At 56.9% G+C, this 19397-nt stretch carries 17 protein-coding genes; 7 read left to right on the top strand and 10 right to left on the bottom strand.

The window, feature by feature from the left end; genetic code table 11:
• The first annotated feature begins 73 nt into the window (after nucleotides 1-73).
• Both hemB and HKD40_RS12365 read left to right on the top strand, forming a co-directional pair.
• Nucleotides 74-1084, top strand: coding sequence for a porphobilinogen synthase (gene hemB, locus HKD40_RS12370; protein WP_199368501.1), 1011 nt, complete (start codon nucleotides 74-76; stop codon nucleotides 1082-1084).
• Between the two features lie 212 nt (nucleotides 1085-1296).
• The gene (locus HKD40_RS12365; protein ID WP_169196084.1) at nucleotides 1297-2721 is read left to right on the top strand and encodes an MFS transporter; all 1425 of its coding nucleotides are present in this window, start codon (nucleotides 1297-1299) and stop codon (nucleotides 2719-2721) included.
• A gap of 38 nt (nucleotides 2722-2759) precedes the next feature.
• Here the strand turns inward: HKD40_RS12365 and HKD40_RS12360 are convergent, their stop codons facing one another.
• The gene (locus tag HKD40_RS12360) at nucleotides 2760-3698 is read right to left on the bottom strand and encodes a DMT family transporter (RefSeq protein ID WP_199368500.1); all 939 of its coding nucleotides are present in this window, start codon (nucleotides 3696-3698) and stop codon (nucleotides 2760-2762) included.
• A 161-nt stretch (nucleotides 3699-3859) separates the two neighbouring features.
• On the opposite strand from HKD40_RS12360, the gene HKD40_RS12355 reads away from it, so the two are divergent.
• From HKD40_RS12355 to HKD40_RS12335, 5 genes are all read left to right on the top strand, one after another.
• A complete protein-coding gene (locus tag HKD40_RS12355; RefSeq protein ID WP_169196083.1) occupies nucleotides 3860-4372 on the top strand; it encodes an RDD family protein in 513 nt (170 codons plus the stop codon).
• A gap of 61 nt (nucleotides 4373-4433) precedes the next feature.
• Nucleotides 4434-5189, top strand: coding sequence for an arginyltransferase (locus HKD40_RS12350; RefSeq protein ID WP_169196082.1), 756 nt, complete (start codon nucleotides 4434-4436; stop codon nucleotides 5187-5189).
• A 61-nt stretch (nucleotides 5190-5250) separates the two neighbouring features.
• The gene (locus tag HKD40_RS12345; RefSeq protein ID WP_169196081.1) at nucleotides 5251-6276 is read left to right on the top strand and encodes a glycosyltransferase family 2 protein; all 1026 of its coding nucleotides are present in this window, start codon (nucleotides 5251-5253) and stop codon (nucleotides 6274-6276) included.
• A gap of 7 nt (nucleotides 6277-6283) precedes the next feature.
• Nucleotides 6284-7801 (top strand): hypothetical protein, encoded by a 1518-nt coding sequence (locus HKD40_RS12340; RefSeq protein WP_169196080.1) that lies wholly within the window; start codon nucleotides 6284-6286, stop codon nucleotides 7799-7801.
• 407 nt (nucleotides 7802-8208) lie between these two features.
• On the top strand, nucleotides 8209-9831 hold the full coding sequence (locus HKD40_RS12335; protein WP_169196079.1) for a globin-coupled sensor protein: 1623 nt from the start codon (nucleotides 8209-8211) through the stop codon (nucleotides 9829-9831).
• Here the strand turns inward: HKD40_RS12335 and parC are convergent, their stop codons facing one another.
• The 9 genes from parC to HKD40_RS12290 form a co-directional block, all read right to left on the bottom strand.
• Nucleotides 9832-12129 (bottom strand): DNA topoisomerase IV subunit A, encoded by a 2298-nt coding sequence (gene parC / locus HKD40_RS12330; RefSeq protein ID WP_169196078.1) that lies wholly within the window; start codon nucleotides 12127-12129, stop codon nucleotides 9832-9834. It abuts the gene before it with no gap.
• A gap of 166 nt (nucleotides 12130-12295) precedes the next feature.
• Nucleotides 12296-12691 (bottom strand): DoxX family protein, encoded by a 396-nt coding sequence (locus HKD40_RS12325; protein ID WP_169196077.1) that lies wholly within the window; start codon nucleotides 12689-12691, stop codon nucleotides 12296-12298.
• 61 nt (nucleotides 12692-12752) lie between these two features.
• Entirely contained in the window at nucleotides 12753-13457 is a 705-nt protein-coding gene (gene recO, locus HKD40_RS12320) for a DNA repair protein RecO (RefSeq protein ID WP_169196076.1), read from the bottom strand.
• Nucleotides 13458-13477: 20 nt separating this feature from the next.
• Nucleotides 13478-14401 (bottom strand): GTPase Era, encoded by a 924-nt coding sequence (gene era / locus HKD40_RS12315; protein WP_169196075.1) that lies wholly within the window; start codon nucleotides 14399-14401, stop codon nucleotides 13478-13480.
• Complete coding sequence (gene rnc, locus HKD40_RS12310; protein WP_169196074.1) at nucleotides 14398-15105, bottom strand: ribonuclease III; 708 nt, start codon at nucleotides 15103-15105, stop codon at nucleotides 14398-14400. The genes era and rnc overlap by 4 nt, the downstream gene beginning before the upstream one ends.
• Nucleotides 15105-15908 carry a signal peptidase I gene (lepB, locus tag HKD40_RS12305; RefSeq protein ID WP_169196073.1) on the bottom strand — a complete coding sequence of 268 codons (804 nt, stop codon included), beginning with the start codon at nucleotides 15906-15908 and terminating at the stop codon, nucleotides 15105-15107. The genes rnc and lepB overlap by 1 nt, the downstream gene beginning before the upstream one ends.
• Nucleotides 15909-15960: 52 nt before the next feature.
• Nucleotides 15961-16368, bottom strand: coding sequence for a holo-ACP synthase (acpS, locus tag HKD40_RS12300; protein WP_169196072.1), 408 nt, complete (start codon nucleotides 16366-16368; stop codon nucleotides 15961-15963).
• A 70-nt stretch (nucleotides 16369-16438) separates the two neighbouring features.
• Complete coding sequence (gene pyrE, locus HKD40_RS12295; RefSeq protein ID WP_169196071.1) at nucleotides 16439-17029, bottom strand: orotate phosphoribosyltransferase; 591 nt, start codon at nucleotides 17027-17029, stop codon at nucleotides 16439-16441.
• Nucleotides 17022-19304 carry a bifunctional (p)ppGpp synthetase/guanosine-3',5'-bis(diphosphate) 3'-pyrophosphohydrolase gene (locus HKD40_RS12290; RefSeq protein ID WP_169196070.1) on the bottom strand — a complete coding sequence of 761 codons (2283 nt, stop codon included), beginning with the start codon at nucleotides 19302-19304 and terminating at the stop codon, nucleotides 17022-17024. Before HKD40_RS12290 ends, pyrE begins: the two co-directional genes overlap by 8 nt.
• Nucleotides 19305-19397: the final 93 nt, after the last annotated feature.

The following is a 19397-nucleotide window of genomic DNA, read 5'->3' as shown; positions in this document are numbered from 1 at the left end:
TTCAGCATTTTCTTGTTTGCCCCTCGCAAGGGGAGGATAAGCGCACCAAAGCATTTTCCTCTGGAGCATAGTGATGAGCAACTGGCCCAAGCATGACATGAGCTTCCTGGGTGGCCGTCGCCTGCGACGCACCCGCCAATCGGCATGGAGCCGGGACATGGTTCGCGAAACCGAACTGCTTCCCCGCGATCTGATTTGGCCGCTCTTTGTTATCGAAGGTCAGAACGAGCGCACTGAGATCAAGACGATGCCGGGCGTCGAACGCCTGTCTATCGATCTTATGGTCGAAGCCGCCAAGCAGGCGCGCGATGCTGGCATCCCTGCCCTCGCTATTTTCCCGAATACACCGGGCGAGCTTCGCAGCGAAAGTGCAGAAGAAGCCTATAACCCAAACAACCTCATGTGCCGGGTTCTCGCTGCCATTAAGGACGCCGTTCCAGAGATCGGACTGATTGCCGACGTTGCCTTGGATGAATACTCGGCAAACGGCCAAGATGGCCTTGTTCGCGACGGCGCAATTCTAAACGACGAAACCGTAGACGCTATGGTCAAGTCCGCAATCGTTCAGGCGCGTGCCGGCGCCGACATTATTGCGCCATCTGACATGATGGACGGCCGCGTTGCTGCTATCCGTTCCGCGCTGGACGATGAAGGCTTTGATCAGGTCCAGATCATGTCCTACTCGGCAAAATACGCTTCGTGCTTCTATGGCCCCTTCCGTGAGGCGGTTGGTTCGGGCTCGCGTCTGCAAGGCGACAAGCGCACGTATCAGATGGACTACGCCAATTCCGATGAAGCTCTGCGTGAGATCGAGCAGGACATCGCTGAAGGCGCGGACAGCATTATGGTCAAGCCGGGTCTGCCATATCTCGACGTCATCCGTCGCGCCAAGGATGCGTTCAACGTGCCGATCTACGCCTACCAGGTGAGTGGCGAATACGCGATGATCGAGTTCGCGGGCCGGGCTGGCGCGATCAATCGCGATGCTGCCGTGCTTGAGAGCCTGTGGAGTTTCAAGCGTGCTGGGGCCAATGGCATCCTCACCTATTATGCCCTCGAAATGGCTCGCAAGCTGGCCAAATAAGGCCCGGCCTAGCAAAGTACCTTTGAAATCCCCGCTCCGGCGGGGATTTTTATGTGTGCCCTTCTCTCAGTCTGATTCCGCTTTTCGAGACAAGGCCATGATTTCGCGAGACCTTTTGCCAAAGCTCGCATCGCGCCACTTCCATACCACGCACTTGCTTTCCGCACCCAAGCGATTTACCAAGTTTTTACTTGGAAAACTACGAGCCGCAAATGTCAGATCGTGTTGAGGGCCGTTGGGCCGAAATCTTCGGCCCCTCCTATCTCAGAGCGACCGCAATCATTTGCCTTGGCGTGGCATTACTAGCGTTCAATTCCTTCCTCTCCACGACGACCCTGCCGACTGCAGTGCGCGAATTGGACGGTGTTGAAGTTATCGCTTGGGCGACGACACTATTTTTGGTGTTTGCCATTGTAGGTGGCGCTGGGGCCGTACTCGTCAAACAACAGCTCGGCGCGCGTTGGGCTCTTATCGCCACCGCAGGCGTTTTCATAATCGGCACCCTCATCGCCGGTTTTGCCAATTCGATGACGCAGGTTCTCATTGGCCGCGCCATTCAGGGATTGGGTGAAGGCGCAGTTGCCGCGTTGTGCTTTGCGCTTATCCCCGAGCTCTTTCCCAATCGCTTGGTGCCAAAAGTGTTCGGTACCCATGCGATGATATGGGCGATTGCTGGCTTTGGTGGCCCCGCTGGCGCAGGTGCTTTGACAGAGTTCATTTCATGGCGCGCCGCATTCTTGGTCAATGTGCCCTTGGCGCTGATTTTCTGTGTGATGGTCCTCGCTGTCGTTCCCAATACACGCAGCAGTGCCGAGAAGATGGCGTTCCCCGGCATTCGACTCTTTGGAATTGGCGTCGGCGTCCTCCTGATAGCCCTCGCTGCAGTCATGCCTTGGTTGGAGGCCGCTGGTCTCGTGGCACTGGGAGCACTCCTCGTAACGGCTGCGATTTGGCTTGATCGCCGCCACCCCACCCCAATGACGCCAAAGGGCGCTTTCTGGTCGAACACGACATTGGGCCCCGGCTTCTGGACTATTCTCCTTCTGCCAATTGCGGGCACAATGTCAGCGGTCTACGTCGTCATGCTCCTGCAACAGCTGTGGGACTTTGGCCCGACGCTGGCGGGTGCCTTTGCAGCGTTTATGTCGATGGCATGGAGTGCGTCTTCTATCGCCGTCGCCAATATCAAGAAGCGCTCAACACGAAAGATATTCATCTGCATCGGCCCTCTGCTGGTCGCGATTGGGCTGATAACGGTTCTGATCGGACTGCAGCTAACCTCGCCACCGATCGTGGCCGTTGCGCAAATCTTCATCGGCTTGGGCTTTGGCACAAGCACAGGCTACACCATGATCAGCCTGATCGAGTCGAGCAGCGCCGCGGAACGGGATAAAACGTCTACGCTCATCCCGACCACACAATCGGCCGGCAATGCCATCGGCGCAGCTCTGGGCGGGGTGGTGGCGAACATGGCGGGCTATGCAGTCGCGACCAGCAATGAGGGCGTTTTGAGCTCCATCGTCCCGCTGTATATTGCAGCAACAGGCATTACTCTGATCTGCGGCGCTACAGCACTGGCGCTCGTCAGGCGCATCCCAAGCTACATCGAGACCGCTAACTCGCCCGAAACGGCCTAAACCGGTGGCGGTCGACCGCCCCGATTTAGGCGACCGCCCTACCCGGCCTTATCGGTCAGCCCATCTTCTGAGGCGAATTGTGCTGGCCGCTTGCCCCGACGCGGGCGAAGTGCACTAACCACACCCGCAACAGCGACAAGGCCCATGCCAACAAGAGCAATGGGTTCTGGCGCATGGCCGAAAATCACCCAGCCCAAAATGCCCGCCCAGAGCAGATGCATATAGCTCATCGGCGCGATGAATGCGGCGGGGGCATAGCGATAGGATTGGGTAAAGCAATAATGTCCCAGCCACGCTGACACGCCCAAGCCAAAGAACAGCAGCATTTGGAACGGCGTCGGTGATACGCCATGCATGGTCCAGGGCAAGAAAATGCCGAAACCAATAGCGCCCACCAAGGCCGAATAAAACAGCATGGCTGTCGTGCGCTCCGTCCTGGCCAGCACGCGCGAGAGCAGGTTGTAAGAAACTGAAACGATGACGTTTCCGAGAACGAAAATCACGCCCCACGGGTCCAGCCCGCCGCCCGGCCGCGCGATCAGCAGCACGCCGGCAAAACCGATACCAGCCGCGACCCAGGCATTTAGGCCAACTTTTTCGCTCAAAATCGGGCCGGATAGCGCCACAACCAGCACGGGCGCGAGATAGACAATAGCAGTGGTTTCCGCCACCGGCATTCGCTGGAATGCAAGGCTCACGAGCAGCGAACCAAGCGCAAGACTGCCAGCGCGCACCAAAACCCAGCCGGTACGTACCGTTTTGACCATCTCTTTGCCACGGAAGGGCGCGACCAAGGCCATCATCAGCAAGCAATGCCCGATGTAGCGCAGGGCCGTAACCATGGGCACATTATAGTCTTCGAGCAGAAGCTTATTGGTGGTGTCATTATAGGCGAAAAGCAGCGTCGCCGCGACGATGAGCACAAACCCACGTAAAGGCCTGTGACTTAACTCTGCGGGCGGTGAAGAAGTGGACATTGACCAATACCGGCTAGGGTCTTCAGGGTAACGACTCATGCCGCTGAAACGACTTCTGCGGACCATATGTCGAGCCTAGCCCAAGAGCGAGGCCCAAACTGCCTCGAAAAGTTAGTTTACCCGCCACTTGCAAACACGGCCCCACTTCCCATGTTTTACGCATGAACCCAGACTTCGCCGCTCGCCCTGAACTGCCGAACCCAACAACTGCCCCAGAACTTTTCGAGGGCGTTTTGACCCGGCGCGTGGTCGCTTACCTTATCGACCTTGCGTTGATCGGGGTCATCACCCTGATCCTCGGATTCGCGGGCCTGATTTTGGGCTTTTTCACTTTCGGGTTGGCGTGGGCAGCACTGGCGTTGGTCGTCCCGGCCTCAGTACTGATTTACTACGCAGTGACATTGGGTTCGCATCGCCGGGCGACTTGGGGCATGCAAATGATGGATATTGTCCTCACGCCAGCGCGGGGACAGCCGCTCGATGGCTGGATGGCCATTCTCCACGCCGCTCTGTTCTGGGCGACATTCTGGATCGCATGGCCAATTGCTGTGCTTTTCCCGCTGTTCATGCCACGGCGCCAGATGCTGCATGATCTGGTCGTCGGTGGCTTGATGGTCCGTCGTTCTCCTATGGTGCGCCATTGGCGTCGGACGACTGGTCACGATACGTACTGAGAGATTGCAGCCGAGCGAGCACAGGAGTATCCTATGCGTTCTGTGCTCAGTTGCTATGTAGATGACCGATCAGACGCCTGAAACCACTCAGCTCTTCCTAACAGCAGCCATGCCGTGTCCGTATTTGCCGGACCGAATGGAGCGTAAGCTATTCACGCATCTTTCCGGCCGCCGGGCCACTTCATTGCATCACATGCTCAGCGACAACGGTTTTCGTCGCAGCCAGAACCTGATTTACCGCCCCGCATGCGATGGCTGTAACGCCTGCCAATCGGCGCGCATCATCACCAAAGACTTTGTACCGAACAAGCGGTTCCGACGCACATCGCGCCAGAATGCCGATATCGCCGTACAGGTGCGTCCGGCCGTCGCCACACTCGAACAGTTTGACCTGTTCAAGCGCTATCTCCATGCGCGCCACGAAACCGGTGGCATGACGCAAATGGACTGGCAAGATTACGAATATATGGTCGAAGACACACCAGTTCAGTCCATTCTGGTTGAGTATCGGCTCGCTAATCATCCCGATCAGCCTTTGATCGCCGTTGCGCTTACTGATGTGCTGCCAGACGGGCTATCGATGGTCTATAGTTTCTTCGACCCCGACATGAGCCATCGGAGTTTGGGGACATTCATCATTCTCGATCATATCGCCCAAGTTCGCGCTGCAGCGCTGGACTACGTCTACCTCGGCTATTTCGTCGAAAGCTCTCCCAAGATGGCTTACAAAGCGCATTACCAGCCGCTTGAAGTTCAAAAGGGCAATCTCGGTTGGGTGCCTCTACACCTCGATGGAAATACTGTTCCTCAGCAGTAATTTTACGCCGCATTAGGAAGATACTCGTAACAATGCTTTCACAAAACCGGTGGAGGCAACGGTGCAGCGGCAATTTCACAATATTCATTCAGTCGCTCTTTCAGTTGTCGCGCCGTGCTACAATGAAGAAAGTGGACTTGATGAGTTCCACCGCCGCGTAAGCTCTATCTGCCAGTCCACCGTCGGGAACGATTACGAAATAGTTCTGGTCAACGACGGCTCGAAAGACGCAACCCTCGAAACCCTCTATCGCTTGGCCGCAACCGATGACCACTTGGTCGTCGTTGATCTCGCCCGCAATTACGGCCAACAAATCGCGCTCAGCGCCGGGCTGGAGGCAACGCGCGGCGCGCGCATCCTCATCCTCGACGCCGATTTGCAGGACCCCCCAGAACTACTGCCCCAACTTATGGAACGCCTCGACCAAGGCGCGGACGTTGCCTATGGCCAACGCCGCCGCCGCGATGGCGAAGGCCGGATGAAGCTGGCAACCGCTCATGTTTTCTATCGCTTCTGGCGTCGTCTCGTCGACATTGACATGCCTCTCGACGCTGGGGAGTTCCGCCTCATCAGTCGCCGTGCATTAGACCATGTTCTTTCCATGCCGGAGCGCTATCGCTTTGTCCGCGGCATGATCAGCTGGGTCGGCCTACGCCAAGACGCTGTCATCTACGATCGCGACAAGCGCTTCATTGGCGAAACCAAATACAACTTTCCAAAGATGATCGCCTTGGCCATGGATGGGATAACCAGCTTCTCTATCGTTCCACTGCGGCTTGCGTCCCATCTTGGTTTCTTCATGGGCATCGCCGGCCTCCTGATGCTGCTCTATACCGGCTGGTCGTTCGTCACCGGCCGCGCCGTTGAAGGTTGGACGAGCCTTGCGTCAATCATGCTTGTGATCGGGTCCGGACAGTTTCTCGTCTTGGGCATTTTCGGCGAATATCTCGGGCGCATGTATATGGAAGCTAAGCGCCGCCCGCTCTACATCGTCAATGAAATCCGCAGAGGCGCGGAAAACGCTCAGCCGCAGGACGCGCGCGACCTTCAAGAAAAGCTGACCCACGCTATCGCAGCGCAGCGTTGAGACCAATATGACGTTGGATACCGCACAATGGCGCAGCCGCGCCAACCACGCCCTATCGCCTGCGACCATAACTGCCGGCCTCTGGCTTATTGCCCTCATCTTCGTTCAATTTGCGCCGTTCTCCAGCGACAGCTGGTGGCAAATGTGGATCGCGCGCCAAATGAACGCTGGCATCCCCCTCTACGAGTGGATCAACGAGACCAATCCGCCGCTCTGGTTCTGGATGGCGCGGCCGGTTGCCTATCTCTCAGCGTTCACAGGCCTGCCCCAGCCCAATCTCATGGTCACGGGCATTATGCTCCAGATCGCTCTGTCGCTGTCCCTGTGTTGGATATTCTTGCGCCACCTGTCGCCGTCTCGGCAGACGCTTATCCTCGCCGGGCTGCTGTTCTGCATGATTGGCCCGCATTACATCGAGTTTGGGCAACGCGATCACATGGCGCTGATCGCCCTCCCGCCCTATGTACTGCTCATTGCTTGGCGCGCAGAGGGTAAAGCCGCTTCATGGGCCCTAGCGCTAGTCATCGGCTCCTTCGCCGCGCTGATGATCGCACTCAAGCCTCACATTGCCTTGGTCCCAATCGCGCTTGAACTTTGGCTGATTTACAAAAGTCGCAGCTTCAAGCCATTCCGCCCCGAAACCCTATGTCTTGCCATCGGCGCTGTAGTTTACATCGCCAGCATTGCGATCTTTGCACCTGCCTATTTCACCGACATCATTCCTGCCGTCACGGCAGCCTATGGCGATTTCGGTGGCCATAAACTCAGAGTCTTCCTGAGCCGCGCCGCTCTCATGCTGCCGATTGTAGCGCTCTATTTCTGGAGTTTTCGGGGGTCTATACCGCCAACTGCCCAAGCATTTCTCGCTATGGGTGTTGGCTTTACCGGCTCCATGCTGGTCCAGTTTAAGGGCTTTCTCTACCACGGCGACCCGGTCGCCTCGGCAATGCTGATGGCTGTTCTCTTCAACATCGTATGGAGAGAGGGCCCAATCACTTTGCACAAGCGCACCTTACTGGTGGCAATGGTCGGATTTGCCTTATCGCCCTTCGTTCAGAATGAGCGTCCGTACCAACAGTATGCAGCTCCACTGGTTAGCGACTTAGCGCCCGGCACAAAAGTGGCGACCGTGCTCATTGACCCCACTCAAACCTGGCCCCTTCTCGAACGGAATGACCTCATCAACGTCTCTCGCTACTACCATCACTGGATGCTGGTGAAGATAAACAGTACCCTGCGGAGCGGAGAGGACCTCTCACCAAAGCTACAGGCGATTGCTGATGATATCCGATCGGACCTTGCCAATGACCTGCTCTGCAATCCGCCGGATGTGCTGCTTGTCACCCCTGGCGCGCTCGGTGGCCAATGGCCCGTTGTTGATTTTCTCAAGCAAGATCCACGCCTCGCGCCAGTGATTAGCGCCTATAGCGAAGGTCCCGCACTCGAACATCTGGCCCGCTACGACCGAGTGGCCCCGCTACCTGCCCCAACACCCGACCTCGAGTGCTACGCATTAGCCCCATAGGACATCAGGAACGGGCGCAAAGAGACACGCCTGTTTTGTAAGGCCTTCCGTGACGTCAACTGCCGAGCTTGTTGTCAGCGGTATGCGCGACTGCAGTTGATCGACCGTTTAGCTCGCACAAAACTGGTGATCGTGCACTAGCACACTCCCAAAACCTGGGCGGCACAGGCACGCTCGCGGCGTCACGCTAAAAAGTTCCATCAAATTGAAACTATTCTGAAGCTCACGCATTAAACCACTGCGCGGGCCTGCAATTTCGCATGGGCGGCTAGCGAAGAATAACACTGGTTAGTTTTGCCGCATATGCGTCGACCGCTAATCGCGCACAGACCTAAAGCTAACCAGCGACCACCCTGACTATTATTCCCACTCTTTGGGCTCTGTATCGTTATCAACTGGGGTCATAAATGGCTGCACAAGCTAGCTCCGCCAGTGAATTGGAAGAACGTCTCACCTTCATTGGTTTAGATGAAAGAGCTCTCGCGGAGCTCGCAACCATCCAAGGGTATCTCGACCGTCACCTGCCTGTGGCCCTCGAGCGGTTCTACGAGAAAATCGCGACAGTTCCAGCGGTCAATCGCTTCTTTGCCGACAATGCACAAATGCGGCGAGCAGAAAGTAGCCAAATTGATCACTGGAAGAAGATCGCCGCAGGCCGCTTCGACCAGCAGTATGTCGAGGCCTCCCGCCGTATTGGACTGCGCCACGCGCGTATCGGCCTAGAGCCCCGCTGGTACATCGGCGGCTACGGCGTGATTGTCGACCACCTTGTAAGCGGGGTCATTCAAGAGTTTATCGCCGATAATCTACAAACGAGTGCGAAGGGCCTGTTTGGCCGGAAAACCGGCAATGACAATGCCGAGACCAACCAAAAGGTTGTTGAGCTCGGCGCCGCCCTCACTCAGGTCTTCAAAGCCATTCTCATCGACGTCGATCAGGCCGTGACCGTCTATTTCGACAAAATGACCGAAGACGCCGCCGCCATTTCCAAGGAAAACGCCGACAAGGTTCTGCATGCTGTGACAGCAACCGGCAATGTCCTTCAAAAAATGGCAGATGGTGACCTACGGGAGCGGATCGAGCAGGAGCTTGATCCCAGCATGGCTCAGCTTAAGCGGGACACCAACGCTGTGGGCGAAAAACTCTCTGGCATTATCCATCAATTGCGAGACACCTCTTCGTCGCTTAAAATCGCGACATCGGAGCTTCTCTCCGGTGCAAACGATCTTTCGGCTCGAACACAGCGCCAAGCCGCAACCATCGAGCGACCCTCCACCGGGATGAACCAGCTTGTCGACGCGGTCCTCGACAACGCCAAGATCGCCAATGACGCCGCTGGATCCTCCAACCTGTCCATGAGGACATCCGAAGAAGGACGCCTCGCCATGTCGGAAGCCACAACGGCCATGGAACAACTGGCAGACACGTCCGAAAAGATCGCCAAGATTGTCGGCATGATCGACGACATTGCATTCCAAACCAACCTCCTCGCGCTCAATGCCTCTGTCGAGGCAGCGCGTGCGGGCGAAGCCGGAAACGGTTTCTCTGTCGTCGCTGTTGAAGTCCGGCGCCTAGCGCAGTCGACTGCACAGGCCTCCAGTGAGGTGAAAGGCCTGATCGAGCAGTCGGGGGTGGAAGTGCGGAACGGAGGGCGCCTTGTTACCGAAGCTGCCAATCGGTTCGATGCGATGCAAACTTCTGCCAGCAAAACCAACGAACTCGTCGAGGTTATTGCCCAAAAGAGTCAGGTGCAGGCAGCAGCAATTGAGGAAATTAGCCGCTCCATTCGAGAGATGGATGAAATGACCCAGCACAACGCCGCGCTAGTCGAGGAAACAAATGCTGCGATTGAGCAAACCGAAGAGCAGGCGCACCGCCTCGATAAGGTCGTTGACGTGTTCATGATTAACCCCATGCCCAACAAGCACGAAGCTGGTCAGCACATAAGACCTTTGAGTCAAAAAAGAGCCCGATCTGAACAAGAGAAAGCCCACCGTCAGGTGGGCTTTCTCTTGTTCAGATCGGGCTAATTAGCCAACAAACTTGTTATTCTTCGGGAACCCGGTTGGGGGTTGGCGCCCTGCTGCCGCTCGGTCCCCGGCCCAATCCACCAGCTCCTCGGTCGGCTTGGAGTAAGTCCGTCCTGAGCTATCCTGCCAGGTGAGGCCGTCAGCGGCGAAGAAGGTCTTGATGTCGGAAACACCGCCATCCTTATAGCGCTGGAGCCGAACGCCCTTGCCGCGCGTCATCTGCGCAAGCTGTGTCATTGGGAAAACCAGCAGCTTGCGATTTTGCCCGATGATCGCCACGCGGTCGCCGTCGCTCGGTACGATCAATTTCGCTTCTTCCGGCGCACTGACATTGAGCACCTGCTTGCCCTTGCGGGTGTTGGCGATGATGTCATCTTCGGACACAATGAAACCATACCCTGCCGACGAGGCGATGATACGCTTCTGGCCCGGCTTATGGACAAACAGCGCGACAATGTCGGCACCCTCTTCCATATCCACCAACAGGCGCACTGGCTCGCCCTGCCCTCGCCCGCCGGGCAATTTGTCCGCAACGATGGTGTAAACACGACCATCCGTGGTCAGCATGAGCAGCTTGTCGGTGGTTTCGCAGTTGAACGACAGCCGCAAGCGGTCGCCGCTCTTGAACGCCTTATCGTCCACAGTGGCATTATGCCCCTTTGGCGCACGGATCCAACCCTTTTCGGAGAGCACCACGGTAATCGGTTCACGTTCGATAAAGGCTTCAGTGATCTCCGCGAGGTCGGCTTTCGGTGCAACACCCAGAATAGTGCGCCGAGCGCCCAGCGGATGCGGCACGCCGTCTTTGGTGAACAAGGGATAGGACTTCTTGAGAGCTTCCACCTGCTTGGCGATTTCGCCCCACTGACGCTTTTCAGACCCCAGCAATGCCTCAAGCTTGGTGCGCTCTTCGGACAGGTTCGAGTGCTCAGTCCGCAGTTCCATCTCTTCGAGCTTGCGCAAAGAGCGCAGGCGCATGTTGAGAATAGCTTCGGCCTGATTGTCCGTCAGTTTGAACGTCGCAATCAAACTGGCTTTGGGATCGTCATCCTCACGAATGATCCGGATCACTTCGTCGAGGTTGAGATAGGCGATGATGTAACCATCAAGCACCTCAAGACGGGCCGTGATCTGGTCAACGCGGAACTGCGAGCGGCGAACCAAAACTTCTTTACGATGCTCAAGCCAAGCGCGCAGTGCATCGGCGAGGCTCATCACGCGGGGCATTGTGCCCCGATCAAGCACATTGAGGTTGAGGCCGAAGCGCACTTCGAGCTCGGTCAGCTTGAACAGCTGCTCCATCAGAATGACAGCGTCGACCTGACCGTTCTTCGGTTCGAGGATAAGACGAATGTCGTCGGCGCTCTCGTCGCGCACGTCCTTAAGCAGCGGCAGTTTTTTCGCCAACAGCAGTTCAGCAATTTTTTCGACGAGGCGCGATTTCTGTACGCCGTAAGGAATCTGGGTGACGACGATCTGATAGACGCCGCGTCCCTTGTCTTCCTTGTCCCACGTGGCGCGCGTACGGAACGAGCCACGCCCAGTCTCATAGGCATGAACAATCGCCGAGCGGCTTTCGACCAGTTGGCCACCGGTTGGATAGTCCGGCCCGCGCACAAGGTCATCCATGCTTGGCGGCGCGGACAGATCTTGCTGGATGAGTTCTTCAACCGTCGCATTTGGATTCTGGATGAGCTTGAGCGATGCGTTACACAGCTCAACAATGTTATGGGGCGGGACAGACGTCGCCATGCCCACAGCAATACCCATGGAACCGTTGGCAAGCAGGTTCGGGAAGTTCGACGGCAGCACGATCGGCTCGTCGTCTTCCCCGTCATAGGTCGGCTTAAAATCGATGGCGTTTTCGGTGATGCCTTCGAGCAGACGCGTAGCAACCTCGGTCATACGGCTTTCCGTATAACGCATCGCCGCAGCGCTATCGCCGTCGATATTACCGAAGTTGCCCTGCCCGTCGACCAGCGGATAGCGCAGCGAGAAGTCCTGCGCCAAACGCACCAAGGCGTCATAAATCGAAGAGTCGCCGTGTGGGTGGAACTTACCGATCACGTCGCCAACCACACGCGCGGACTTCTTATAGCCCTGGCTCGGATCGAGCTTCAGCAGTCGCATTGCGTGCAGAATACGGCGGTGCACAGGCTTGAGCCCGTCACGCGCGTCTGGCAACGCACGTTGCGTAATGGTGGAGAGGGCGTAGCTTAGATACCTCTCCTCAAGCGCCTGCTTAAGGTCGACGATCCGGAGGTCATCCGGCGGCGGGGTGGTATCTGCATCTGACATGAGTGCTTCAGTCCATGAGAACGAATCGGGAGCAGAATACAGCGCAAGTACGTTTCGCGCATGTACTCACCTTTCGTTTTGCCCAGTTTCCCGGACCCGAGAGCACTTTTGCCGCCACCCAGAGAATACTCCGTGCGGCGGTCAATCTAAGAGTCAGAACAGCGTGTTATGCGAAACGGTTAAACCAATCAGGCACATAAGCCGCCTTTTCAGCGCGCGCTACGTTCTGCGTGAAATAGGACAACAGCATCAAAACAAAGAGGGCTACCGCGATTTCAACACCGGGTATGCCCGCGGAAATATGAGCGCTCGCAGCGATGAGGAGGTGGTAGAAAAAACCTGCATAAGCAAGCTGCGCGAGCCAGACAGGCTTACGAACCAGAACGGCCAAAACGCCTAACGGCTTCACAATCATCATCAGCGGCACGAGATAGGCAGGATAGCCGATCGCAACATACCCTGCTTGCGCACCGGCCGTGTCAGTGATGTAGGCAAATGTGCTCACCAGATAAATGGCGAGAAACATCGCGGTGCTGACCCAGTATATGATTTTACCAACCAATCGAGCCTCCTGCTCTAAGCTGTAGAGCAAGGATAACAAGGCCAGATTTACAGCAAGTGAATCAATGCTTTGTTAGGTTTTCAACGAGTGGCGCACGAGTGGCTGGCGCATGGGTCTGACCGGTAGACCAGAAATGGGCCCTGAGAAAATGCTCTGTCAATGTGAACGCATCCCGGATGTCGTCTGGCGACGCATTCCCACGTTCAAACAGAAAACTCGGCAATTTCAGGAGCCTATCACGATAGGGCTCCGCCGCCTCGCGGCATACGGCTCTGCCCGTTCGAGGAGAAACGTGGGTAAGGTCGTGTGTAGCCCCAGTGGCGCCGCATTGGGTGAGATCTAGCCCGAAACCCAATTCATCCAGCAGCGCGAGCTCAAACCGCACCAATGCAATCGCATCGGGTTTCGCATCGATCAAACGCAGGGCCATGCCCAACAGCCGATCGGCCGCTTCACGCTCTGGCAGGAGATGGAGATGCTCAAAAACAGTCTGCGCCAGATAGAGCCTATCGCGATCGGCAATCAGCTCTGCAGCACGAGCATGGAGTAGCTCTACCGTGAAAAAGCCAAGCTGACTTTCAAGCCGCGAACGCCACGTCACTTGGAGCACATTGCCTGGCTGCAAAGCGGCCGCCAGTTTGGGCGACCGCCCTCCCCGGATCAGGCCCAGCTGACGCCCGCGCCCGGCCACCATCACCTCAGCAATGAGGCTGGTTTCACCTTGGCGTTTAGCGCCTATCAGCAGGCCTTCACCGGTCCATTCCATCGTGTACTCGGGACAGCGCCCTACTTCTTATCAGAGGGGAATTCGAGGCCCATTTCCTGATAGCGCTCTGGGTCTTCAGCCCACTTTTCGCGGACCTTGACGAAAAGGAAGAGATGGATCGGCACTTCGTACATGTCCATCAGTTCACGACGGCTGTCCGCGCCAATGGCCTTGATGGTCTGGCCACCTGCACCGAGCACGATCTTCTTATGGCTCTCACGCGACAGGTAGATCACCTGATCGATCTTGTAGGAGCCATCCTTCTGGATCTTAAAACTCTCGGTTTCGACCGTGGAGTTGTATGGGATCTCATCATGGACGCGCAGGAATAGCTTTTCGCGCGTCACTTCCGCCGCAGTGATCGCCATGGTCAGATCGGTCAGGTGATCTTCTGGGAAGTGCCATGGGCCCGGTGGGACGTGCTTTGCAGCCCAATCGATGAAGTCCTTGACGCCGTCGCCCTTGAGCGCGGACAGCATAAAGGTTGCTTCAAAGCGAAGATGCTCGTTGAGATCATGCGCGAGGTGCAACAGCTTTTCGCGCTGTACCTGGTCGATCTTGTTGAGGATCAGCACCTTTGGGTGGTTGATGTTCTTCAAGCCCTCGATGAGCGCTTCGATGTCGCTCGTGATGCCGCGCTCTGCGTCGACGATGAAGGCGACGATGTCAGCGTCACCTGCCCCGCCCCAGGCGCTATCGACCATAGCGCGGTCAAGACGGCGCTTTGGCTGGAACACACCGGGCGTGTCAACGAAAACAAGCTGGGTCTGTTCAAGCGTCAGCACACCGCGCACTTGGCTACGGGTGGTTTGCGCCTTGTGAGTCACGATGGACACCTTCGTGCCAACCAGCGAGTTCAATAGGGTCGACTTACCGGCGTTGGGCGCGCCAACCAGCGCGATAAAGCCGCAAGCGGTGTCGGTCATTTCGATATTCTGTGTCATTTTGTTTCCTTCCAGACCTTCTGCAGGATCAGGAATTGTTCGGCGACGCGATGCTCGGCGATCTTCTTGGAAGGGCCTGTAGCTGAAATGCGTTCAAAGCCGGAAAGATCAACGGCGATCGTAAATTCTGGGGCGTGGTCGGGACCGGTGCGCTCGACAAGCGTATAGGCCGGGACTTCAAGTCCCCGCGCCTGCGCCCATTCTTGCAGGGTCGTTTTCGCGTCTGCACGGTTTGCCTGACCACCATCCAGAACGCCTTCGAAATTGCGCTGGATGAAATGGGCAGCTGGATCGAGACCGCCATCGAGATAGATCGCCCCGATAATGGCTTCCGTCACGTCGCCGAGAATAGCATCCTTTTCAGCGCCGCCGGAGCGCGCTTCGCTGTCGCCGAGCACCATCTCTTTGCCTAAGCCAAGACGACGCGCGATGTCCGCGCAGGTTTCCTTGCGCACGAGCGTGTTGAGCGTACGGCTCAACTCGCCTTCGTTTGACTTTTCATAGCGTTGATAAAGCATGTCAGCGACGACGAGCCCGAGCACACGGTCGCCGAGAAATTCCAACCGCTGGTAAGAACGGTCAATGCGCTTTGCCGGAGACAAAGCGCTGGAATGGGTAAGGGCCCGCTCGAGCAGGTCCGGGTCGGCAAAATCATAGCCTAGCCGGTCCTGCAGCGCGGTCCGCGATTTAATACGTGATGTCATTAGTGAATGGACTGGAACATGCGATCCCAACGAACATTGGCAGGCCACTGCCAAATCTGCCACGGCGGCAGGTTGTCCTTGATGGAGAAGAAGCGTGCTTCCGCCTTTGCGATAAGGTTGACCGAAGGGACATAGCCAACCTGGCTGAGCACGCGGCTGTCGGCCGAGCGGTCACGGTTGTCACCCATCATGAAATAGTGGTTCGCCGGCACAACATACTCAGGCGTGTTATCGAGCTGCTGATTGTCGCTGATTTCCTGAATGATGTGGCTCGTGCCTTCCGGGAAAGTCTCGCGGTAAACCGTGACTTCGCGGGTGTCGAAATTGGAGTCGGTATCCATGGCTTTGCCGATCTCTTCGCGCTCAACCATGGTGCCGTTGATGTACAGACGCCCTTCCTTAACCTGAATACGGTCGCCCGGCATGCCGACAATACGCTTGATGTATTCCATGTTCTGCGGAACGGGACGGAACACAGCAACATCGCCACGGTTCGGATCACGACCCAGGATACGATTGCCGATTGGCAATTCGAAATCGAGCGCTGCGAAATTGCCATAGCGGCCAAGCGAGAACGAGTGCTTGCCGTAGCCCCACACGAACTTGTTAGCGACGAAGTAGTCGCCGATCATCAGCGTCTGCTGCATCGAAGCGGTCGGGATCGAGAACGGCTGATAGAGGAAGAACCGCAGGAAGATCGCAATCGCCAGCGCTTCGACAACCACAATGATGGTATCGAGCCATTCGTTCTTTGCCGACTTAGGCTTGAGCGTTTTTTGGGGCTTGTCCGCAAGCTGGTTCATGTTTTCATCCGATAAGGCGCTGCCGAAGGGTTAGGCGTTTGCGCTGTTCTGGTCAACCTTGAGCGACCGGGAGAGCTTCAATGATAACGAAAGCCTGCGCTAAACCTGCGTCGTCGGTGATGGTTATGTGAATGTGGGGCTCGTGCCCCTCTGGCATCATCCGGGCCAGCGCTTTGGCTGCACCATTGGTGAGCTTCATGGTGGGCTTGCCACTCGGCAGGTTCACGACGCCCATATCGCGCCAATAAACCCCACGACTGATGCCGGTTCCCAAGGCTTTTGACATGGCTTCTTTCGCCGCAAAGCGTTTCGCGTAAGAAGCCGCCCGTTCAGCCCGACGGTCCGACTTGGCGCGCTCAATGTCTGTAAACACGCGATTGGTGAACCGCTCGCCGTGCCGGTCCAACGTCGCCTGCACGCGATGAATCTCGATAAGGTCAGAGCCGAGGCCGATGATCATACTCTTTCCCTTTGTGTGATCGCCTGTGACCCGAACAGGAAGCCCGAGCCACAAGCGTTCCGTCGTTCGGTTATTTTACGCCCTGAATCCCGCGCGACCCCGGCTTAACAGCTGGAATAGCGGCCAATTCTGGCGGGAGATTGTCCGCAGGATAGGCAGGAACCTTAAATTCAATCAACGAGATCAGCGGCACGCCAACATCGGCCTCGCCACCCGAGCGGTCAATCAGGCACGCAGCAGCCACCACATTGGCACCAATGCCGCGCAGCGCTTCCACGCACTCACGGATCGAAAGACCAGTCGAAACGATATCCTCAACCACGATGACCTTGTCATCAGGCGAGATTTCAAAGCCACGACGCAGTTCGAACTTGCCGTCGACGCGTTCTGTATAGAGCGCTGGCAGGTTGAGGTGACGCGAGGTTTCGTAACCCGGAATAATGCCGCCGATTGCTGGCGACACGACCTTGGTCACGCCCGGCACTTCAGCCTTGATGCGTTCGGCCAGAGCCTTGCAGAGCTTTTCCGTCTGATGCGCGTATTGGAAGACCTTGGCCTTCTGCAGGAAAACCGGCGAGCGCAAGCCTGAGGACAGAATGAAGTGTCCTTCCAGCATCGCACCGCATTCCCGGAAGATATCCAGAACTTCGTCCCTATTCATCACGCGCACTCCTGTCGACTTTGCCGTCCCATTCTAGCGTAGAGATCATTCCCGCTTCACGCAGGCCAGCCCTCTGGACGGCAGAGAGGCCAGGGCTACGCTTGAGCGTTGCCAGAACATCGGTGAGCTGCGCAAGGTCGCGCACCTCGATTTCAAAGATCATCTGGTGGAAGTCAGGCGAAATCATCCGCATGACAAGGTTATTGATGTTCGCATCGCATGACGCGATGGCGGTCGAGATCTGCGCCAGAGAACCCGGGCGGTTGACCGATTCCATCGAAATCACCAGCGCGTAGAGATTATCTGGTGCGTCCGCGGCAATGTTCCAGCGCACATCAACCCAGGCCACATCGCTATCATGCATAGCGATGAGCGCTTCGGAATGTGCCGGATAGATCATAAGCGGTTTTTCGGGCTGCAGAATGCCAATCAGGCGATCCCCCGGAACAACCCCCTCCCCCGACACCACAACAGCGGTGTGGAAGTCGAGCTGCTTGAGCGCACGCCAAGCTTCGGAACCTTCGAGGTGCCCACCCGCAACGCGGAAGCGGAAATGATCGGTGGCGCGCAGCGCAAACCAGCCATCAGCCGTATCAGCCACAGGAAGCTCCAACTTCCGGCGACGCTTGCGGATGCCCTTAACCTGCTCAAGCGCAGTGCCCAGCTCTTCTGAGCCAATTTTGCCTTCGCCCAATGCGATCAGCAATTCACGCTTATTGGGCTGGTTCAAAGCCTCAGCCAGTGCCTGCGCTTCGCTGTCTTCCAGCATCACGCCTTCACGGTCGAGCAGCAGGCTCAGCACTTGCTCGCCAAGCGCCAAGGCACGCTGGGTTGCTTGCTGACGCACAGCACGACGGATTGCAGCACGCGCCTTGCCGGTCGCAGCAATACTGCTCCAGTTGCTTGGCGGGCGATGATTGTGGTCGCGCATAATTTCCACTTCATCGCCCGACCGGAGCTGAGTGACGAGTGGCAGAATAAGCCCGTTGATCTTGGCCCCGACGCAGGTATCCCCGATGTCGGTATGCAGTGCATAAGCAAAATCGATTGGGGTCGCGCCGCGCGGCAAGGCGATCAGACGGCCGCGCGGGGTAAAGCAGAACACCTGATCCTGGAACAATTCCAGCTTGGTGTATTCAAGGAATTCTTCGGTGGGGATACCCGAGGTCAGATGGCTAATCGTCTGGCGCAGAGAACCGTAAGCCGCCGATTCCATTTCAATGCGCGATAGGCTCGCGGAAGCACCGTCCTTATAGAGCGCGTGAGCCGCGATACCGAACTCAGCGATCCGATCCATCTCTTCGGTGCGAATTTGCAGCTCAACACGCTGTCGCCCCGGCCCAACAATGGTGGTGTGGATCGACTGGTAATCATTGTTCTTCGGGACCGAGATATAGTCCTTGAACCGGTTCGGCACGACCTTCCAGGTCGTGTGCACCAGACCCATGGTCCGATAGCACTCTTCGACTGAACCAACGACCACGCGGAAACCAATGATGTCCGAGAGCTGCTCAAGGGCGATCGACTTCCGTTCGATCTTGGAAAAAATCGAATACGGGGCCTTCACCCGCGCCTTTACCCGCGCCACGATCCCCGCATCGGCGAGACGATCGGTCAGTTCATTGGAAATGGAAGCGATAATCTCGCGGTTCTCGTCCTCAAGTTCCTTGAGGCGGGATTTGATGGCAGCGTAATGATCGGGCTGCAGGATCTTGAACGAGAGATCCTCCAACTCGTTACGCATATCCTGCATACCCATACGCCCCGCGAGAGGCGCGTAGATATCCATGGTTTCTTGGGCAATGCGCTTCTGCTTGTCCTCGCGCATGAAGTCGAGCGTACGCATGTTGTGCAGCCGGTCAGCCAGCTTCACCAGCAACACGCGGACGTCCTGGCTAATCGCCAGCAGCAGCTTACGCAGGTTTTCCGCCTGGGCTTCTTCACGAGAGACGAGATTGAGGCGCTCAATCTTAGTCAAACCGTCAACAATGGCCGCGATTTCCGCGCCAAAAAGTTGATCGATCTCCGCGCGAGTCGCGTCGGTATCTTCAATGGTGTCGTGGAGGAGGCCCACAGCCACCGAAGCGTCGTCCAGCTTCAACTCTGTGAGAATTGCAGCGACTTCTAGCGGATGATGGAAGTAGGGGTCGCCAGACGCGCGCTTTTGCGAACCATGCTTCTGCATGGCGTAGACGTAGGCCTTATTCAACAAATTCTCGTCGACGTCAGGGTTATACGCCTGAACGCGTTCGACGAGCTCATACTGTCGCATCATGAAAGTAGCCGCGGCTCTGGGGAGGAGAGCTTAGCGCCTGCACTAGAAATGAAAAGAGCGCCCAGTTTGAAAACCGGACGCTCCAGATATAGC

This window comes from Devosia sp. MC1541, from assembly GCF_012847305.1.
Lineage (GTDB): Bacteria > Pseudomonadota > Alphaproteobacteria > Rhizobiales > Devosiaceae > Devosia.
The sequence above is the reverse complement of the archived record's forward strand: the minus strand, read 5'-3'. Positions and strand labels throughout refer to the sequence as shown.